20 protein-coding genes are annotated in these 17,485 nt (G+C 65.8%); 13 read left to right on the top strand and 7 right to left on the bottom strand.

The features are described from left to right. The first annotated feature begins 42 nt into the window (after positions 1–42). The 6 genes from MRBLWH7_RS02420 (at position 43) to MRBLWH7_RS02445 (ending at position 4,224) form a co-directional block, all read left to right on the top strand. Complete coding sequence (locus tag MRBLWH7_RS02420) at positions 43–276, top strand: helix-turn-helix domain-containing protein (protein ID WP_341998814.1); 234 nt, start codon at positions 43–45, stop codon at positions 274–276. Between the two features lie 71 nt (positions 277–347). Further along, positions 348–1,544: a tyrosine-type recombinase/integrase gene (locus MRBLWH7_RS02425; RefSeq protein ID WP_341998816.1), complete on the top strand. Its 1,197-nt coding sequence runs from the start codon at positions 348–350 to the stop codon at positions 1,542–1,544. Positions 1,545–1,931: 387 nt separating this feature from the next. Further along, the gene (locus tag MRBLWH7_RS02430) at positions 1,932–2,207 is read left to right on the top strand and encodes a hypothetical protein (protein WP_341998818.1); all 276 of its coding nucleotides are present in this window, start codon (positions 1,932–1,934) and stop codon (positions 2,205–2,207) included. Beyond that, positions 2,200–3,168 (top strand): hypothetical protein, encoded by a 969-nt coding sequence (locus MRBLWH7_RS02435; RefSeq protein ID WP_341998820.1) that lies wholly within the window; start codon positions 2,200–2,202, stop codon positions 3,166–3,168. The genes MRBLWH7_RS02430 and MRBLWH7_RS02435 overlap by 8 nt, the downstream gene beginning before the upstream one ends. 91 nt (positions 3,169–3,259) lie before the next feature. Beyond that, entirely contained in the window at positions 3,260–3,421 is a 162-nt protein-coding gene (locus MRBLWH7_RS02440) for a hypothetical protein (RefSeq protein ID WP_341998821.1), read from the top strand. Then, positions 3,421–4,224, top strand: a complete 804-nt coding sequence (locus tag MRBLWH7_RS02445; RefSeq protein ID WP_341998823.1) for a nuclease-related domain-containing protein — start codon at positions 3,421–3,423, stop codon at positions 4,222–4,224. Before MRBLWH7_RS02440 ends, MRBLWH7_RS02445 begins: the two co-directional genes overlap by 1 nt. 156 nt (positions 4,225–4,380) lie before the next feature. Here the strand turns inward: MRBLWH7_RS02445 and MRBLWH7_RS02450 are convergent, their stop codons facing one another. From MRBLWH7_RS02450 to MRBLWH7_RS02465, 4 genes are all read right to left on the bottom strand, one after another. Continuing rightward, positions 4,381–4,794, bottom strand: a complete 414-nt coding sequence (locus tag MRBLWH7_RS02450; RefSeq protein ID WP_341998825.1) for a cupin domain-containing protein — start codon at positions 4,792–4,794, stop codon at positions 4,381–4,383. Further along, a complete protein-coding gene (locus MRBLWH7_RS02455; RefSeq protein WP_341998827.1) occupies positions 4,791–5,660 on the bottom strand; it encodes a helix-turn-helix transcriptional regulator in 870 nt (289 codons plus the stop codon). Before MRBLWH7_RS02455 ends, MRBLWH7_RS02450 begins: the two co-directional genes overlap by 4 nt. A 74-nt stretch (positions 5,661–5,734) precedes the next feature. Further along, positions 5,735–6,493, bottom strand: coding sequence for an SDR family oxidoreductase (locus MRBLWH7_RS02460; protein ID WP_341998828.1), 759 nt, complete (start codon positions 6,491–6,493; stop codon positions 5,735–5,737). A gap of 5 nt (positions 6,494–6,498) precedes the next feature. Beyond that, positions 6,499–7,380, bottom strand: coding sequence for an aldo/keto reductase (locus MRBLWH7_RS02465; protein ID WP_341998830.1), 882 nt, complete (start codon positions 7,378–7,380; stop codon positions 6,499–6,501). Between the two features lie 101 nt (positions 7,381–7,481). Between MRBLWH7_RS02465 and MRBLWH7_RS02470 the strand changes: the two genes are divergently transcribed. Continuing rightward, positions 7,482–8,888: an MFS transporter gene (locus MRBLWH7_RS02470; protein WP_341998832.1), complete on the top strand. Its 1,407-nt coding sequence runs from the start codon at positions 7,482–7,484 to the stop codon at positions 8,886–8,888. Between the two features lie 64 nt (positions 8,889–8,952). On the opposite strand, the gene MRBLWH7_RS02475 is transcribed toward MRBLWH7_RS02470, so the two are convergent. After that, positions 8,953–9,681, bottom strand: coding sequence for an SDR family oxidoreductase (locus tag MRBLWH7_RS02475; protein WP_341998834.1), 729 nt, complete (start codon positions 9,679–9,681; stop codon positions 8,953–8,955). Positions 9,682–9,797: 116 nt separating this feature from the next. On the opposite strand from MRBLWH7_RS02475, the gene MRBLWH7_RS02480 reads away from it, so the two are divergent. From MRBLWH7_RS02480 to MRBLWH7_RS02505, 6 genes are all read left to right on the top strand, one after another. After that, positions 9,798–10,247 carry a hypothetical protein gene (locus MRBLWH7_RS02480; protein WP_341998836.1) on the top strand — a complete coding sequence of 150 codons (450 nt, stop codon included), beginning with the start codon at positions 9,798–9,800 and terminating at the stop codon, positions 10,245–10,247. Positions 10,248–10,566: 319 nt separating this feature from the next. After that, complete coding sequence (locus MRBLWH7_RS02485; RefSeq protein ID WP_341998838.1) at positions 10,567–11,307, top strand: DUF5677 domain-containing protein; 741 nt, start codon at positions 10,567–10,569, stop codon at positions 11,305–11,307. A 155-nt stretch (positions 11,308–11,462) separates the two neighbouring features. Beyond that, the gene (locus MRBLWH7_RS02490) at positions 11,463–13,397 is read left to right on the top strand and encodes a P-loop NTPase fold protein (protein ID WP_341998840.1); all 1,935 of its coding nucleotides are present in this window, start codon (positions 11,463–11,465) and stop codon (positions 13,395–13,397) included. Positions 13,398–13,399: 2 nt separating this feature from the next. After that, positions 13,400–14,167: a hypothetical protein gene (locus tag MRBLWH7_RS02495; RefSeq protein ID WP_341998842.1), complete on the top strand. Its 768-nt coding sequence runs from the start codon at positions 13,400–13,402 to the stop codon at positions 14,165–14,167. 2 nt (positions 14,168–14,169) lie between these two features. Next, a complete protein-coding gene (locus MRBLWH7_RS02500) occupies positions 14,170–15,462 on the top strand; it encodes a hypothetical protein (protein WP_341998844.1) in 1,293 nt (430 codons plus the stop codon). After that, on the top strand, positions 15,459–16,226 hold the full coding sequence (locus MRBLWH7_RS02505; protein ID WP_341998846.1) for a TatD family hydrolase: 768 nt from the start codon (positions 15,459–15,461) through the stop codon (positions 16,224–16,226). The genes MRBLWH7_RS02500 and MRBLWH7_RS02505 overlap by 4 nt, the downstream gene beginning before the upstream one ends. Positions 16,227–16,460: 234 nt before the next feature. On the opposite strand, the gene MRBLWH7_RS02510 is transcribed toward MRBLWH7_RS02505, so the two are convergent. Both MRBLWH7_RS02510 and MRBLWH7_RS02515 read right to left on the bottom strand, forming a co-directional pair. Next, positions 16,461–17,027, bottom strand: coding sequence for a hypothetical protein (locus tag MRBLWH7_RS02510; RefSeq protein WP_341998848.1), 567 nt, complete (start codon positions 17,025–17,027; stop codon positions 16,461–16,463). An 11-nt stretch (positions 17,028–17,038) separates the two neighbouring features. Further along, entirely contained in the window at positions 17,039–17,464 is a 426-nt protein-coding gene (locus tag MRBLWH7_RS02515) for a single-stranded DNA-binding protein (RefSeq protein WP_341998850.1), read from the bottom strand. Between the last annotated feature and the right edge of the window lie 21 nt (positions 17,465–17,485).

A 17,485-nucleotide genomic window follows, 5' to 3' on the forward strand; every position in this document is an offset into this window, starting at 1 on the left:
GTATCTGGAGGGTACGCGGCACAGCCCGCGCACCTTCGCGATATGGACGGCGTTGGCACCTCAGATTCGGGACACGGGAACTATGTCTCGCTCGCTGAGCTTGCCGCGCAGCTGAAGGTCTCCGTCCAGACGATCTACGACCTTCGCAGCAAAGGGCGCGGACCCCGCGGGTTCCGTGTCGGCACCCAGTTGCGGTTTCGCGAGAGCGAGATCGACGCGTGGGTCGAGCGCATGGAGCTGGCCGACGAGCAGCGCCACGCCGGTGGCGCATCGTGAAGGGTGGGCGGCCATGCACCCAGATCGGCTCGTACGGCACCATCAGCGTCAGCAGGAGAGGCGCTTCCTACGTGGCGCTCGCGCGCATTCGGGATGCTGACGGGCGCCTGCGGAGAGTCACCGGCGCCGCGCGCACCGACTCGGCGGCCCGGGCGAGGTTGAAGCAGCGACTGCTGGAACGGCCGAGCTTTGGTACGGGTGGCCTGCTTGATCTCACCAGCTCGTTCCGCGACCTCGCCGAGCTGTGGCTGGAGGACCTCGCGCTGCAGAAGCTCTCCGACGGTACGAAGGACAACTACCGCGACGACTTGCGCCTCCACGTGTTGCCACAATTTGAGCACTTCACTCTGGGGGATATCACGACCGGGCGCGTCGAGTGGTTCCTCCGTTCTGAGGCGGCTGTGTCCTTCTCCCGCGCGAAGCACTCGCGGACAATGCTCAATCTGCTGTTCGGGTTCGCGCTCCGACACGATGCGATTCCGCGCAACCCCGTGCAAGGCACGAGCCCACTCCGCCGTCCCAAGGGCGAGCCACAGGCCCTGACGGTCGACCAGATCAATGCGATCCGTGACGCCGCGAGTCGCTGGCGGACCGGTCCCGACGTCAGGGGACCCAAGCCGGATGGCCAAGTCCGTGACATCATCGAGGTGCTCCTCGGAACCGCGCTGCGCATCGGCGAGTGTCTCGCTCTCCGTGCGTGCGACGTCGATGACGGTCCATGTGGGATGACGATCTCGGTGACGGGGACCGTCGTGTTGCGAACGGGGAGCGGCGCTGTGCGTCAAGATCACCCGAAGACCGAGCACTCAATCCGCCGCATCGCGGTCCCGGACTTCGCAACTGCCGTGCTTCGGGCCCGCCTCGCTGGCATCCCGACCAGCGACCGTCAACGGACTATCTTTGCCAACCGCGCAGGCAAGCCTCTGAGCCCGTTCAACGTGCGACGGACCTTCCGCGCCTTCCTCGAGGTGGCGGATCTCGCGGGGGAGGGGATCACCCTTCGCTGGTATCGGCGCACGGGCGCAACCGTCATCGCGCGAGGTGCGAGCGCGGACGCTGCCGCGACCTTCCTCGGCCACGGATCGACGGCGATCACAGAGGGGCACTACATCGAGCCTGATCGCACTGTGGACCGGGGGCCGGCAGGAATCCTCGAGCGGACTCTGCGCCGCACGAATCCGGACACCTCGCTTCTCTCGACAGACGACGGGGCGGCTGACGATCCGGTGCTCGACTTCCTTGACGAGGAAGATACCGAAGCCGCGTAGAAGATGATCGACCTACCGGTTCGGGTCGCTTCGGCCCCAACTCGCGATCGGTCCACCTCTCGGCCCATGAGCTTGAACGAACGCGGCGTGTACGCGCTCGCAGGCGACGTTGAGGCTCGTTGACCAGCCGATGACCTCTCGCTGAAAGGTAGCGCGGTAGCGGACGTCGGTGGCGTTCACGCGGCGGATCTCGATGGTGCCGTACACGCGCTCGAACCCGTCGAGCAAGCTCCACGTGCCCGGCGGACCTTCCCTCGCCGCGAGGATCGGGTGCCATCGGCTCGACTCGGCCATTGGGTCTCCTCCTCCGGCCGAACACCCATGAGCGTAGAAGGGTCACAGACACCGCCGGGCGACGCTTGGGCGCGGAATGTGCACCTTCCTGCCATGAGTGATCGTGAGCACGCTGACGCCGTCCTGGAGCACGTAGCTGTGCTCGCCTTCCTCTACTACCCCGGCATCGAGGCGGATGATCCGAGCTACAGCCTCGACGAGGACATCGAATGGTGTCTGGCGCGCCTCGGCGACGCTTCCGACGCCGAGCGGGGCCGACTGGCTGCCCTATTCGGGCGAGCGATCACCGACCCCACTGCGACACGTGAAGAGTTGTTCACTGCGCTCGCGGAGCTCGACGGCGTGCTCGTCGCAGATGACCATGAGTGACACCCCCTCGAGTGATGAGGAGCGTGCGGCCCGCCTGGCCGCACAGCGGAAGGCCTGGAACGAGGCGCACCCGGGCTATTACGCCGAGTACCGGGAGCGCAATCGCGAGGACATCCGTCGCAAGAATCGTGACCGTGAGCGCGACCGCGCGCAACGGGAGCGGGAGGAGAAGGCGCGACGCCAGAAGGGTATCGATCGCGCAAAGGAATGGGCGAAGGAACACCCGGAGGAGCGTCAGCAGGCGCGCGAGCGGTACAAGCAGAAGCACCCCGAGGCATACAAGCAAGCACAGCGCGACTACTACCACCGGAATCGGGACGCGATCGCGGAGCGTCGTCGCGCACGTGAGGCGGCCGACCCTCAGAAGGCGAACGAAGCCCGCAGCCGCGCTGTCGACCGCGCCAGGGCCGGCGGTCGCGACTCTGCCTGGTCGCCCACTCCGGATCAGCGTGCAACGTATCGAGAGCGAGAGAACGAAGCGAGGCGCCTCGCCCGTCGCCGGGCGCGTGCCGGGCTCCCCGAGCGACAGCTCCACCGGGTACACGCTCCGGATCGACGCCACAACGACGCTGCTGCGGACGAGTTCTTCGCGAAACCGCGCAGTGGTGAGGAAGTCGCCCGAATCAGAGAACAAGACGTGCCGACCCCACCCGAGTTGGTTCACGCGATGCAGGAGCGTTCGGAGAACCGACGTGTCGTCCGCGAGATCCTCGCGATCGCTGAGGAGTACTTCGCCGAACACGAGGTGGAACTTCGTGCGCGCGTCGCAGAGGTCTCGCGGGTGAGATTCCGGGGTGGGATGCTGCCCCTGGACGTGTACACCGAGCCGCGCCGTCATGCGCTCGAGTTCGCCAGCCGCGGCTACCTCCGCGCTAGCGTTGCTTCACCGACGGCGTCGATCGCCGTCTTCCGCTGGCTCGCGACGGATCTCGCTAAGCGCGGGCCCGACATCACGCTCTGACGCGACCCTTGACGGGCATTGGGCGATCAGCGCAAGTTTACAGTCGCGTGTACCGGGGTGCGACGTCGTCACCGACCCCTAGGCTGACCACATGATCGACTTTGGGGAAGTCGTTTTGGACGGCTTCGCCACGGGATTCGGCATGCTGTGGGCGGCGCTCACGGCGAACCCGTGGATTGCTCTTCTGTTCGCGGGGATCGTCGTCGGGGCCCTGTGGCTCCAGCTCACCCCGGCGCGGCGGCGTCGGCGCTGATGACGACGACAGATCCAACCGAACAGTTCGGAAGCATCCCCGCCGCTGCGGTGATCGCCGCCTGCCTTCAGGCTCAGGCCAGCGTTCCGCCGCGATCAGGTGTCTCGCGCGTGTTCGGTCGATCGCCGCTCTCTGATGACTCGCGCCCCTGGTACCTCGGTGCGCTGGGCGAGCTGCAAGTCGCGGCACGGTTGGCCAAGCTCGGTCCAGGGTGGAAGGTCTTACATTCCGTCCCGATCGGAGAGCGCGGCAGCGACATCGATCACGTTGTCGTCGGCGCAGCAGGAGTCTTCACGATCAATACGAAGTTCCATGAGGATGCCCGGATCTGGGTCGGCAGCAAGCGGCTGCTTGTCAACGGCCAGAAGACCGACCACCTCCGCAACTCGCGGTTCGAGGCGCAGCGCGTCGCACGAGCGCTCACGGCGCCCGCGGGTTTGCCGGTCGATGTCCAACCCGTGATCGTTCTCGTCGGGATCCGCAACATCACGGTGCGCGAGCGACCCGTAGATGTGGCGGTGGTCCGGGACACGGAATTGCTCCGCTGGCTTCATCGCCGGCCCACCACACTCGATGCTGACCTGCGGGACCGCCTAACCGCGGCGATGGCGCAGCGGATTCACTGGGCTGCGCCACCTGCCCAGGCATCCGAGCCGGACCTGCCAGCATTCGCCGCCCTCCGTCGAGAGGTTGATACCGCGCGACGTACGCGCGTGCTGTGGGCTATGACCGTGCTGGCCGGCTTCGTGACAGTTGCCGCCACGCTGGCCGTCAGCACCTACTCATCACTCCTCGGCGGATAGAGAGCGCTGACGTCGGTTCCCCGAGTGACCCCGCCGGCGCCCGGGTGCGCCCCGTTCAGACCCGATCCCTCTGCGGGCATCCGCCCATGAAGGGTCGGTTATCGAGCATCCCGCGATGTCAGGGCATCAGTCCTGATGCTCTAAGAAGTTAGATGCTCAATCGCGGGCGGGCGGATATTCTGCGGCTCGCCCCAGTTCAACGCTCGCAAGGTAGGCGTTGTCGTCGACGCGTTCCTGCCAATCCACGGTGGCTTCGTCGGGTGCCATCGCGGCGATCGCGACATGGGCCATGAAACGGTCCGGCGTCGCACCGTGCCAGTGCCGCACGCCGGCTGGCGTGAAGTGCGTCGTACCTGCGGTTACGAGGACAGGATTTTCGCCTTCGATGTGCACGATGGCGATGCCGTCGGTCACGTGGAGGGTCTGCCCCAGCGCATGGGAGTGCCAGGCGGTCCGGGCGTTCGGCGCGAACCGCACAATCCCGGCGCTAATACCGGCCTCCGGTGGTGCGATGAGGTCCACCCAGACATCGCCGGTGAACTTCGCGGCGTCGCCCTTCTGCGTGCTCACTCGGTGACCTCTGACGCTGCCGCCGGTGTAGCGGCGAGGCTGCCGAGCAGCCGCAGCCGCTCTCCGGTCGGGGTATCAAGGGCGGGCGTCATTGTAAACATGAGAAGGCCCGGGTCGGCGGGCAGTTCGAGGGCTTCGTAGTCGAAAATGAGGTCGCCGACGTCGGGGTGGTGGATGCGCTTGCTCCCGGTGCGATGGAATCGGACGTCGTGGGCCGCCCACCGGGTACGGAAGACATCGCTGCGGGTAACGAGTTCACCGATGAGGTCGGTGAGTGCCTTGTCGTGCGGGTTGCGGCCCGCTTCAACGCGCAGCGACGCGACGATGCTGTTCGCGCCCGCCTCCCAGTCGATGTAGAAGTTCTGCGACGCGGGGTTGAGGAACGTGAATCGGGCGTTGTTGCGTGCGTTGGCGGGGTCGTCGATGATCGGCGCGAACACGGCGTGGCCGATGTGGTTGACGGCGAGGAAGTCCTTCCGGGTGTTAGCGATGTAGGCAGGTGCCGTGATGCTGTCCAGGAGCCGCTGAAGCGACGGGCGGACGACGTTCGCGGTGCTGCGAGGCTTCTTACGTGCGAGGCCCGTAGGTGCGGCCGCGCGCGCGAGGTCGTGCAGGTGCGTTGTCTCTGCCTCGTCGAGGTGAAGAGCTCGAGCAAGGGCGTCGAGGACTTCTGGGGAAACGCCCGAGAGGTTGCCGCGTTCCATGCGCGCGTAGTAGTCGACGCTCATGCCCGCGAGCATCGCGGTCTCCTCGCGCCGCAGTCCCGCTACGCGGCGCCGGCCGCCGCCGATGATGCCCGCCTGCTCGGGGGTCAGCCGGGAGCGACGTGTCATGAGGAACTCGCGCACCTCGCTCCGGTTGTCCATGTTCCCCACGCTATGCCTCCTACGGTTCTCGATGGGTCGTGCCGGCCGAGCTATCGCGCTCGGCCGGCACGTTGTCAGTGTCGGCGCCCCAACGCGTCCAGATCTTTGTGGACGCGATCGGGTTCGTCGTGGATCGGCATGTTGTCCGGGTCCAGCGCTCCGTCGATGTCGGTGTCTGCGGTCAGTGCAGCGAAGAGCGGACCCAGGTCGTCCTGCGCGGCACCGTGGTCGGCGACCAGCTCGAGCGTCTTGTGATCGGCGGTCTGGCTGGTGAGGCTGTCGACGAGGACCCGGGCGAGTTGGTCACGGGCGATGACGCCGTCCGCGGGTGACGCGGTGCTGAACCGGTCTCCCTGCCGCATCACGATGCGTCGCTGGTCCGGCTCGTTGTAGTCGAACCAGCCCGGACGGACGATCGTGTACGCGTTGCCGGATGCGCGGACGAGCCGCTCCGCCCGCCGTTTCCAGTCGTGGCCCTCTCCCGCGCGATCGGTGGTGCCGACAGCCGTCATCAGCGCGACCCGGACCGGACGGTCACCCAGCGCGGTGAGGGCGTTGCGCACCGCACCGTAGTCCACGCGCTCCGCCTCGCCCGGGGCGCCATGGGAGCCGTGGACGAACACGATCGCGTCGACACCGTCCACAGCGCCGGCGAGGCCCGCAACCGAAGTGAGGTCGCCGGTGACGATCTCCGTCGCCGGCGGGAGGTTCCGTGCGCGCGATGCGTCCCGCACGAGTGCCCGCACCCGATGGCCCTGGCTGAGCGCTTCGCGCACCACATGAACGCCGACGCTGCCGGTCGACCCGACGACGAGGACGGTGAGCTGGGACATCCGGCTCACTCCTCCGGGATGTCGCGGCCGAACGCTTCGAGGGTGATGACCTCGGGCTCGGGTCCACCGCGCACACCGGTGTCGAGGTCGTCGATGCGTGCGATCTCTTCGGCGGTGAGCTCGAAGTCGAACACGTCGAAGTTCTCCGCGATGCGTGCGGGCTTGACCGACTTCGGGATGGCCTGGACGCCGTGCTGGATGTGCCAGCGCAGCATGACCTGGGCGGCGGACTTGCCGTGGGCTTCGGCGATCGAGACGATCACCGGGTCGTTGAAGGTGCTCTTGGAGTCATCGCCGCGGTAGGAGGTGATGCCGCCGATCGGCGACCAGGCCTGGGTGAGGATGCCGCGCTCGGCGCCGAAGGCCTGCAGCTCGCGCTGCTGGAAGTAGGGGTGGACTTCGATCTGGTTGACCGCCGGCACGATGTCGGTCTCCGAGAGCAGGCGCTCGAGGTGTTCGATCATGAAGTTGCTGACGCCGATCGCGCGGACCTTCCCATCGGCGAGCAGCGCTTCGAGGGCCTTGTAAGCGGCGATGGTCTTGTCGAACTCGCTCGGCAGCGCCTGGTGGAGGATGAACAGGTCGATGACGTCGACCTGCAGCTTGCGGGCGCTCTTCTCGTACGCGTGCAGCGTTTGGTCGTAGCCGTAGTCGGAGATCCACACCTTCGACTCGAGGAACACCTCGTCACGGTCGAGCCCGGAGGCCTTCAGCGCGTCGCCGACGCCGCGTTCGTTCGCGTATGCGGCAGCGGTGTCGATCAGGCGGTAGCCGGTCTCCAGTGCGGACGCGACCGCGACCTGGGTCTCGTCGGGCGGGGTCTGGAAGACGCCGAAGCCGATCGCGGGGATTTCGACGCCGTTATTCAAGGTCAGGTGGCTGGTCATGGCATCGACGCTACGGCGGCCCAGCACCCGGTGGGAGTGACTGTCATTACATGGATAACCCGTCACTCCCACGCGCGAGGTCGGCGCGGTCGGATGGTGTCATGGCCTCCACTGTTTCCGCCACGACGCGGCGCGTATCGCGCCCGGGCGTGGTGCTCGTCGTCGTCCTGGTCAGCTACTTCATGATCGTTCTGGACAACTCGATCGTGTTCACCGGGCTCGCCCGCATCCGCGACGATCTCGGCTTCAGCACCGCCGGTCTGTCCTGGGTGCAGAACGCCTACGCGCTGGTCTTCGGCGGACTGCTTCTTCTCGCCGCACGCGCCGGAGACATCGTCGGCCGCCGCCGCATGTTCCTCATCGGCCTCACGATCTTCGCTTCCGCGTCGTTGCTGATCGGGCTCGCGCCGACTGCGGAGTGGATGATCGCCTCCCGCGCGCTGCAGGGCGTCGGCTCGGCAATCCTCGCCCCTACCTCGCTCGCGCTGCTCACCGCCAACTTCCCCGAGGGTCCCGCCCGCACCAGGGCGATCGCCGCGTACGGCTCGACCGCCGGCATTGGCGCCAGCCTCGGCCTCGTCGTCGGCGGTATCGTCGCCGACCTCACCTCTTGGCGCGTCGGATTCCTGATCAACGTCCCCATCGGCATCGCCCTCGGCATCGCCACGCTCCTGTACATCAGCGAGACATCACGGTCGCGTGGCAGGTTCGACATCGCGGGTGCCATCACCTCCACGCTCGGCATGACCGCGCTCGTGTACGGCATCACCCGGACCGCCGACGAAGGATGGTCCGACCCTGTCGCACTGGGCGCACTCGGGGCGGGCCTCCTCGTGATCGCCCTGTTCGTGCTCATCGAGACTCGCGCCGTACAGCCGATTCTTCCGCTGCGTGTGCTGCGTAGCCGAGTCCGGGGCGGAGCGTTCGTCGCGCGGATGCTGTTCGCGGGGTCGATCTTCGGCTACTTCTTCTTCATCAGCCAGTACATGCAGGCGGTGCTCGGCTTCACCCCGCTGCAGGCAGGCCTCGCGTTCCTTCCCATGACAGTGGTGCAGTTCGCGCTGTCCCTCCTCGTGCCCCGCCTGACCCGACGCTTCGGGAACGCGACACTCGTCACGATCGGCCTTGCCATCACGTTGGCCGGCATGACGTGGCTCGCCTTCATCGACGCGCACAGCGGCTACTGGACGGCGGTCGCCCTTCCGATGCTGCTACTCGGAGCCGGGCAAGGCCTGGGATTCGCGCCCCTCACCGCCGCGGGCGTCAACGGCATCGAGCCGCGGGATGCCGGTGCCGCATCAGGTGCGGTGAACGTCGCCCACCAGCTCGGCGGCGCGCTCGGCGTCAGCGTCATGGTCGCCGTCGCATCCTCACTCGCGTCAGGTGAGAGTACGGCCGCGGTCGCCACAGAGTCCGCCGCCGGGATCGCCACGGGAGCCGTTCTCCTCGCCCTCGCACTTCTCGCGGCGCTCTTGCTCGTCCTGCCCGGCGCCCGCCAGCGCCACTGACGCCGCCGACATAGCGAACGGGGTCGGCATCTGAGTGAGATGCCGACCCCCTTCCCTGCTTCGGTCAGAGCTGCGTGGCTGGCCGCAGGAGGACTTCGTTGATCGCGAGGTGCTTCGGGCGCTGCACCACGAACGCGATGATCTCCGCCACGTCCTCGGCGGTCACTGTCGCCTCCGCGTACATCGCGTTGACGGCGGCGTTGGTCTGCTGGTGTGTGATGTGCGTCGGCAGCTCGGTGGCCACGACGCCGGGTTCGATGAGCGTGACCCGCACGTCGGGCAGCAGCTCCTGCCGCAGCGACTCTGACCAGCCGTTGACGGCCCACTTGGTCGCCGCATAGACGCCGTTACCCGCACGCGCGGTGCGCCCCGCCACGGAGGAGATGTTGACGATGTCGCCGCCGCCGTCGACCAGCTGGTCCAGGAACACCTCCGTCGCGGTGATCGCGCCGAGGAGGTTGACGTCGACCATCCGGCGGTAGTCCTCGCGCTGCTCAGGCGAGAATGGCCCCAGCAGCATGACGCCCGCGTTGTTCACGAGGATGTCGACCCGTCCCAGCTCCGCTCGCATTCGCGCGGCCGCTGCGACGAGCGCGTCCCGGTCCGTCACATCCGCCGCGATCGCGATCGCGCCATCACCCAACTCGGTCGCGATCGACTCGATCCGGTCAGCCCGCCGCGCGAGCAGCGCAACCTTGTAGCCGGCGGCGTGGAACGCACGCGCCGTTGCCTCCCCGATGCCGGAGGAGGCACCGGTAACCAGCGCGACCCGAGTGTTGCTGTCAGTAGTCATGAAGATTCCCTTCGTCCAAGGCATCACACCGCGGCGCCGGCCACACGACCAGTGACCGGTTATCCGTGTAACAGCAGACCCTCCCTCGTGCGACCCGCGCGGCGTAGCGTCGCACCATGCCACGCAAGACGACCACACACCTCAGCCGGCGTCCCTACGCGGCGATCGCGCTCACCGCAGCGATCTCGCCGCTCGCCGCATGCGCCGGCCCCGCGACAGTGCCCCCGACCACCGCGCCGCAAGAGACGGAGACGAACGTGCCCCAGACCTCCGCGTACGTCGACGGCGAGCACAGCGCACGCGGCTGGTACGGATCACTTCCCTCCCACCAGGACGTCACGCTCACCATCGACGACGGCGCGGTGACCGAGGTGCAGATCACCACCCCCGCCGAGGATGAGACCTCGCTCGGATACCAGCAGCGATTCGCGCAGGCGCTGCCCGGCGCGATCATCGGGCGGTCCCTCGACGAGATCGCCATCGACCGCCTCGCCGGTGCGAGCGGATGCTCCGAAGGATTCATGAACGCCCTCACCCAGATCCGCGAAGCCGCTACCAAGAACTGAGCAACGACGGAGTCGTCGTGACGCAGAACGTCAGCTGCGCACACTAGCTTGGAGGCGACATTGCCCCAAAACTCGCGCACCTTACCGACGACTTGTCTTCGACCGCGGGTGGGCGCCGCCAGCTGTCAACGCCCCGGACGCGAGCTCACCGCCGATGTCGCGCAGCTATCCATTTAGCGGCATCGAACAGCAACGGCTCCCAGCGCCCATCTGGATTCCCATACGGGCAATGCGCGATTGCGGGACGTCCGCGTGCTGGGGTTCCGGTGGACGCTGACGCGGTCAGGTTGCCTGACCGGTCCCGCCATACGGTAGGTGAATGCCCAACGTTCCTGAAGCGGCCCTGGGGGGCTGGATCCGCGCCTGCGTCTCCAGCCTGCGCGATGTCAACGGCTTTATTGTCGACAAGGCCCACGCCGACGAGTTTCTCCTGCTCTACGGCCTGATCGCGCGGACGTTCCGCTATAGCAATGCCTACCTGATACTCGTTGACGCCGAGATGGAAGGCGAGGCGGTCCCGCTGGCGCGCGCGGCACTGGAACACGCCATCACCCTGCAGTGGGTTTTCGTCATCGACGGCGGGGTCAAGAAGTACCGAAACTCGGTCGCGCACGATCGGGTCGAGCACTACGGCAAACTCGCCCAGTGGCTGGACAACGAAGGTCTGCGCGAGGCCTTGACCGAGCTCGGTCCGGTCCCCGAGGGGAGCCGACTCGGCAAGTTCATGGACATGGTCCGCGACCTTGACGAAGACGCCTTCCTCGAGACGAGCTACCACATACTCTCCCAGCACGTGCACGTCACCCATAGTGCCGTGACATCGTTCCTTCAACCTGGCGAGGGCGAAACGCACATCCTTTACGACCAGGAGTATGCCTACCGTTACCAGGCAACCTACGCGTGCGCCATTGCTTGCATGCTCGCACGATGGGTTCTCGCGCGGCTGAGCGACGACGACACGTCGCTGGAAGAGCTCGACCAACTCTCGGATGAGCTCCAGCTCCCCATGCACCTCGCTGACCAGATAAAACCGCCGCGCAAGCGACGCACCGGCATCTGAATTTCACGTGATCGCTACTGTTCGCGATACACACGGGAGCAAATGGGGCGATTCCTGACGCTCAGCTAATGCCGGTGGTGGCATATTCAGACGTGCAGCGAAGCATCTGCGAGTTCGCGGATGAAGCGCGGAGAACTCTACTGGGGGATCTGAGCATGACGGAACCGGAGCAAGGCATTGCCGATTCGAAGCGTTACCCGCTTCTGCTCGATGAGCCGACGGAAGTTGACCTGCTCTCCTTTGATGCTGTCGCGTCGACGGTGGTGGATGCAGTCCTCGATCCTCGCCTCGATCCCATCGCACTCGGCCTTTCTGGTAGCTGGGGCAGCGGTAAGACCTCAGTGCTTCGTATCATCGGACGCCAACTACGCCCGGCCGGGGGCGCGAAGCCGACCCGCATCGTGATCGAAACCGACCCTTGGCGATACGATCCACAGCTCGGCATCAAGGAATCGCTGATCGGCGAGATCCTCACTGCCATCGAGGCCGCACTCCCAGCCGATGGCTTGGGCGAGAAGTCGAGGTCGCTTCTCAAGCGTCTGGTAAGACGGGTCGACTGGACCAAGGCGATGAAGCTTGCGGCGACCTCTGCGATCACGGTCACCCTGCCGTCCGTCGACAAGGTGCTCGAACTTGTGAAGCCGAAGGGTGAAGTCGAGGGCGATGCACAGCCTGAACCGATCACTGACATGGTGCAGTTCCGAGCCGAGTTCGAGAAGCTCCTTGAGTCTGAGGGTTTGGCTGAGATCGAGAACGTCGTGGTGCTGGTCGATGACCTCGATCGCTGTCTTCCCGAGACCGTAGTTGAGACGCTCGAGACCATCCGACTCTTCCTGTCGGTGCCGAAGATGTCCTTCGTTATCGCGGCCGATGAGGAGCGCGTTGCGGAAGCGATCGCGACCCGCTTTTCGGATAGCGGCGAGATCGGCGAGGAGTCCCCAGCGCGACTGTATCTCCACAAGATCGTTCAGACGTCCGTCCCTGTTCCGGCGCTCAGCGATTTCGACACTGAGGCCTACCTCGTGCTGCTTCAGATTCGCTCGCTCGTGCCCGACGATTCTGACTACGACGTGATCGTCGCTGAGGTTGCCGAAGCGCGTCGCGCGGCCGCGACCCTCGAGTCCGTCAAGTCATTGCAGCGCGCGGGCTTCGCCGAACAGCGCAACAACGCGGCGCGCATTCGTCCGATCATCCATGAAAAGACCCGTGGCAACCCACGCCGCATCAAGCGGTTCCTGAATGACCTCTCCGTGAGGCTCTCGATCGCTGCCAAGCGAGGTATCGCTCTCGATGAGGCGACCATCGCCAAGCTGATGGTGCTTGAGCAGTATTTTCCCGAAGACTTCAAGACCCTGACGGATTGGCTCCGTCAGCGCACACTTCGCACCAACCTCGAAGCGCTCGAAGCCCTCGCGGGTACGCCAGAACCGACCGAATCGACTGAAGAGACGCCGGGTAGCGAGGTAGCCGAGCCTGCAATCGAGCCCAAGTCTGATGCGAAAGGCAACTCCGACGCAGGGGGCTCTAGGAAGGCGGTCGCGAAAGCTGCGAAGCCCGAGCAGCCGGAAGCCAAGCCTCAATTCAGCGAGGGTCTTGTTCGGTGGGCTCGGCTCTCGCCTGCTCTCGCGAAAAAGGACATCACGCCGTACCTCGTATTCGCGGCGAGCTTTAAGAGCGTCTTCCTCGAGTCTGACGCGCTTCCGGAGTCGACCCGTGACATGGCAACGCAGCTGCTTTCTCGTTCTGTGGGCGAGGCTCGTCGCGTCACTGACGACATGCTTCAGCGGCTCGAGCCAACCAATGCGACGCGCCTCGTCTCCTACATCGGCGGCGTCATTGTGGACGAGCCGGCTCGCCAGACCCAGGGCGTCATCGCTATGCTGCGCATCGCCCGGCTGCAAACGAACTCTGTCGAGTCGGTGGTGAATGCACTCAAGCGCATCAGGCCTTCCGATCTCAAGGTCTCTTCGCTTACGACCCTTCGTGCGACCGATTCTCCCGAGATCCTTGCGCAATTCGAGGCGATGACGAACGCCAGCGGCAAGGAAGCGCTCGTGGGCGCGTTCGGTGCCGTAAAGGAAGGCATCTAGTCGTGGGTACGAGCTCGTCCTACAAGGGCTCGACGAGTAAGGCCGCGAGTGCGCTGCGCGACGGCGTTGATTCTTGGTCGCAGTCGCAGACCGACGGATCCAAGACTCCGGTACCACCGAGCGTGGTCGCGCAGGCGCTCAGAATCCCTGTCTTCTCGCGCTCGGGTGGCGGTTCCGGAGGAGGCGGCGGCGGTGCTGGTGGAGGGGGTCGCCAAGGCGGAGGGTCCAAGAAGCAGAGTTCCCCTCGCCGCGATGCGCGTGCCTACGCTTCAACCGCCAGTCGTGCCGCCGGGCTCGCAAGGGCGTTTCGAGAGGGCGACCGCGACGCGCTCGCCAAGGCGGGCCTCGACTTCGATCGTCTTTCCGAACTCCCATCTCGCTCCGAACTCGTGCGGGCGATTCTCGATGTCGTCTGCGACGCCGACATGGGTAGCGACATCCCCGCTGAGGAACAGCGGGACATCGCTGCGCATCTGCTCGACTGGATGTTCGACACGGAAGAGAACCCGACTTTGCCGGACGCTGTCGCGACGGCTGAGCATGCCATTGGGCTGATCGTTGCCGAGATCTTCTTGTCCGAAGCTGGTGAATTCACGTCCACCGATGCGGTGTCGCGAGAGGAGTTCATTAGCGGCGTGTACGAGTCCAGCCAACAGCTCGCGGCGGGATCGAACCTGGCACAGACTGGTGCAAGCCAAGAGGAGATCGATAAGGCCATCCAGCGAGGACTGCGGTGGCTTCGCCGCGCGCATGGAAGGAATGACGCGTAAGCATGTTTGAGTTTCGCCTCTCGGTCCTTCCTCCGACCGATCCGCTCCCGGCAGACGCCGCCACAACGTTCTTCTGGCACACCAAGCACAGCCTGCCGTACTTTCATGCCAACGTTGGGCCGCGTCTTGCGGAGTATGGGCTGGTCAAGCCCCGCAACGTTGACTTCGTCCGAATTGCTGCAGCGGTGCTTGCTGCTGATCGATCAGCCAGCCGCTCGGGGCGGCTGTCGCGCTGGAACCAGCGGGACATCTCACTCACAATCGACGTTCTTGCCGTCGGCCCGTGGAATGCAGTTAAGGCGGATCTCGAACGGCTCTTGGGTTTCCTGACCGGCGATGCCTGGTCGCTCACCTTCCGGCGCGAGGTCGGAGCGCCGGAGCAACTGGGTAGCGCTGCCGTTGGAGCGAAGCGCGCCGTCCTGCTTAGTGGTGGGGCGGACTCCGCCACCGGTGCACTACTCTCGGCGATCGACCTTGCGAGTCGAGGCGAGCAGCAGGTGCTCGTGTCTCACTGGGCTTCGACCAACCTGCGTCCTCTTCAGACGCGTGTCGCCAGCGAGATCGAGCGCATCGCGAGGGGGACCACTGCGGATCACATCAAGGTACGCATCGCGCGGGGTCGACACGCGCCGGGCGGTAAGTCGTACGGACGTGAGAACTCGACTCGTTCTCGTTCCCTGCTCTTCATTGCGCTTGGTCTTGCCGTGGCGTCGGTCCGCGAGCTGCCCCTTTGGCTCCCGGAGAATGGGTACGCCTCGATCAACCCACCGCTCTCGAAGAGTCGGCGCGGTAGCCTCTCGACAAAGACGACGCACCCGAAGTTCATTGCTGACCTCAAGAGAGTCCTCGCAGCGGTGGGCGCTCACCATGACGTGGTGAACCCATACGCCTACTTAACCAAGGGCGAGATGTTCTCGTCGGTGAGTGACGCGATCGGTGCAGCGGAAGCCAGCACTTTCTTGTCGGTGACGTGGTCTTGTTCCCACACGGGTGCTCGCACCTACGGCAGCGGACCCAATGTGGCGTGTGGCGTGTGCTTCGGATGTGTTCTGCGGAAGGCCTCGTTCGTGGCGAGCGGTCTCGACGACCACACGCATTACCTGGTGCCGGCGAATACCGAGCAGCGCAATTGGCTGGCTGACAAGACTGTCGTCCCCGCAATGCGGGACTTCCTCGCCGCGCCGTTCGGCGAGTATGACCTTTCTCGCCTGCAGATTCCGGCGGACATTCCGCTTGCCGATGTCGCGTCGCTGGTCGACCGCGGCCGCGATGAGCTCAGACACCTGGCGCTATGAAGACTCCGCCCCCTCTTGATACTCATGCGCACCTCGCTGTGGATATCGATGCATCGGCCGTGCGTAGTCTTGGCGCGTTCGTCTTCGCAATGACCCGATCCCTTGACGAGTTCGCAGCGGTGTCGTCGCGAAGTGATCTTCGAGCCAGTTGGGGTGTCGGCGTGCATCCAGGGCTTGTCCGCACTATCAGGGCGTTTGACCCAACCGCCTTCAGCAGGGCCGTTGCATCTGCCGCCGTCGTCGGAGAAGTGGGGCTCGACGGAGCGAGCCGTGTGCCGATGGCCGAGCAGGTGCGGGTCTTTCGCGCTGTGCTCAAGGAGCTTTCGCGCCAGCCGCGGGTCGTCAGCGTCCATAGTTCCGGGGCGCATTTTCAGCTGCTTCGTGAGCTTCATAGGACGCCAGTCTCCGGCGTCATCCTTCACTGGTGGACCGGATCGCCCGAGCTCACCGAGGAGGCTGTGCGGCTCGGCTGCTACTTCTCGCTGCCTCCCGCCATGATGTCGTCGCTCGACGTGATCGATCTCATACCGCTCGAGCGGGTGTTGCCCGAGACGGATCATCCGTACGGCGACCGCCGGACGAGTGCTGCGAAGCAACCTGGGGAGGTGGGCGAGGTCGAACACCGGATCGCGAAGCTGCGCGGCCTCGAGCCACGTGACGTGCGCATTCGGTTCTGGAGGAACCTTCGCATGCTCGTCGATGACGTGGACGGTCGGCATCGGTTTGGCGCTGCGTGGCAGACGACCTTTGAGCAGCTCGACTAGCGCTCTCGCCCCGTCTAGCGTTGCGCGAGAGAGGACCACCTCGAACTCTGGTTGCCCGTTTGTGCACCGGGGAGCGATCATTGACCGCGAGTAGGCAGTTAGCCTGACGTCCACCGGACGGTCGACCTCGTAGGACCCGGACGGTCGTCGGCGCGTTCAGCGGAGCGCTTACGAACAGCTGTCGCTGCCTACACGCCCCCGGTACGACGCTCAGCGGTCGACGACCGTGCACGGCTACTCGCGCTCGCCTTCACCGGCGATGAACGCGTCCTCCACGGCCCTCCGTCGGGCGACGTCCTCGACGACGAAGGTTCGGAAGTCTGCAGCCCTGTCCTGGATAGGCGATTCGGCGACCGTGGGCGCGGGATCTTCTCCCGGCCATGCCGTCTGGCGGGTGGCCCGGTCACGGTCGAGGCGCGAACCGGACGCGGCTACCCAATCGTGCAGGCGTTCGCGTGCGGCGGCGAAGTCTTGGTGCCAGCCCAGCGGCGCTGATCCGTGTTGCTGCTCGTCGTAGGCGCAGAGCCAGTGGAGGTGAAGGGCGGAGAGCTCCCACACGAGTTCGGGGTGCCGATGCCAGAGAGGCGGGATGATCGACGGGCCGAGGCCGTATGTCCGTCGCAGCCAGTTCACCCACCTGTCGAGCTCGACCCACTCGAACGCGGCGCGGTCTGAGGTGAGAGTGTTCCAGTTCACCGGCCGGGGGATGGAAGGAAGTCCTTCTGGCTCGGCATCCGGCTCATCGGGCGTGGGCGGCTCGAACTGGTAGCCCGGGATGTGGAGGGGCTCGTCCGCAGGCATCGGGGTGTCCCTCAGAGGGAGACGGGACGCACGGCGGGCTTGCTCGCAGCCGGCGTCGAGGGCGCCAGCGACGGGACGGTGCGGCGGCGCTGCAGCGTGTAGTTCGTGCGAGCGGAGTCGTGGCCGAGGCGCTTCGCAACGAACTCTTCGGTCTCGACCGTTTCGCCGTCGCACTGTCGGGATGACGTGTGAGTGTACCCCTCGGCGATGAAGGCGTCGCCCTTGTTGAACATCGCGTAGGCGCGTTCGGCGTTGCGTCGGAACATCACGAGGTCGTGGTACGTCGTCTCGGTCTGGGTGAAGGTGCCGTCGTCGTTGCGCTCGAAGTGCTCCTGCCCGATGCGTGCCCAGAAGCGGGCCTCACCTTTCGCGTTGAACGCGAGTTGGGGTTCGGATGCGAGGAAGCCGGAGAGCGACTGTTGGGTGTGGATCGTCATCGGATGCTCCTACCGGGGAGG

This window comes from Microbacterium sp. LWH7-1.2, from assembly GCF_038397755.1.
Taxonomy (GTDB): domain Bacteria; phylum Actinomycetota; class Actinomycetes; order Actinomycetales; family Microbacteriaceae; genus Microbacterium.

What these genes read in the sequence shown, in the direction of transcription:
- MRBLWH7_RS02420 (WP_341998814.1), top strand. Translation starts at nt 43, where the DNA reads ATGGACGGCGTTGGCACCTCAGATTCGGGACACGGGAACTATGTCTCG.
- MRBLWH7_RS02510 (WP_341998848.1), bottom strand. Translation starts at nt 17,027, where the DNA reads ATGCCTGCGGACGAGCCCCTCCACATCCCGGGCTACCAGTTCGAGCCG.
- MRBLWH7_RS02485 (WP_341998838.1), top strand. Translation starts at nt 10,567, where the DNA reads ATGCCCAACGTTCCTGAAGCGGCCCTGGGGGGCTGGATCCGCGCCTGC.
- MRBLWH7_RS02480 (WP_341998836.1), top strand. Translation starts at nt 9,798, where the DNA reads ATGCCACGCAAGACGACCACACACCTCAGCCGGCGTCCCTACGCGGCG.
- MRBLWH7_RS02440 (WP_341998821.1), top strand. Translation starts at nt 3,260, where the DNA reads ATGATCGACTTTGGGGAAGTCGTTTTGGACGGCTTCGCCACGGGATTC.
- MRBLWH7_RS02455 (WP_341998827.1), bottom strand. Translation starts at nt 5,660, where the DNA reads ATGGACAACCGGAGCGAGGTGCGCGAGTTCCTCATGACACGTCGCTCC.
- MRBLWH7_RS02445 (WP_341998823.1), top strand. Translation starts at nt 3,421, where the DNA reads ATGACGACGACAGATCCAACCGAACAGTTCGGAAGCATCCCCGCCGCT.
- MRBLWH7_RS02475 (WP_341998834.1), bottom strand. Translation starts at nt 9,681, where the DNA reads ATGACTACTGACAGCAACACTCGGGTCGCGCTGGTTACCGGTGCCTCC.
- MRBLWH7_RS02515 (WP_341998850.1), bottom strand. Translation starts at nt 17,464, where the DNA reads ATGACGATCCACACCCAACAGTCGCTCTCCGGCTTCCTCGCATCCGAA.
- MRBLWH7_RS02470 (WP_341998832.1), top strand. Translation starts at nt 7,482, where the DNA reads ATGGCCTCCACTGTTTCCGCCACGACGCGGCGCGTATCGCGCCCGGGC.
- MRBLWH7_RS02460 (WP_341998828.1), bottom strand. Translation starts at nt 6,493, where the DNA reads ATGTCCCAGCTCACCGTCCTCGTCGTCGGGTCGACCGGCAGCGTCGGC.
- MRBLWH7_RS02505 (WP_341998846.1), top strand. Translation starts at nt 15,459, where the DNA reads ATGAAGACTCCGCCCCCTCTTGATACTCATGCGCACCTCGCTGTGGAT.
- MRBLWH7_RS02430 (WP_341998818.1), top strand. Translation starts at nt 1,932, where the DNA reads ATGAGTGATCGTGAGCACGCTGACGCCGTCCTGGAGCACGTAGCTGTG.
- MRBLWH7_RS02500 (WP_341998844.1), top strand. Translation starts at nt 14,170, where the DNA reads ATGTTTGAGTTTCGCCTCTCGGTCCTTCCTCCGACCGATCCGCTCCCG.
- MRBLWH7_RS02465 (WP_341998830.1), bottom strand. Translation starts at nt 7,380, where the DNA reads ATGACCAGCCACCTGACCTTGAATAACGGCGTCGAAATCCCCGCGATC.
- MRBLWH7_RS02435 (WP_341998820.1), top strand. Translation starts at nt 2,200, where the DNA reads ATGAGTGACACCCCCTCGAGTGATGAGGAGCGTGCGGCCCGCCTGGCC.
- MRBLWH7_RS02490 (WP_341998840.1), top strand. Translation starts at nt 11,463, where the DNA reads ATGACGGAACCGGAGCAAGGCATTGCCGATTCGAAGCGTTACCCGCTT.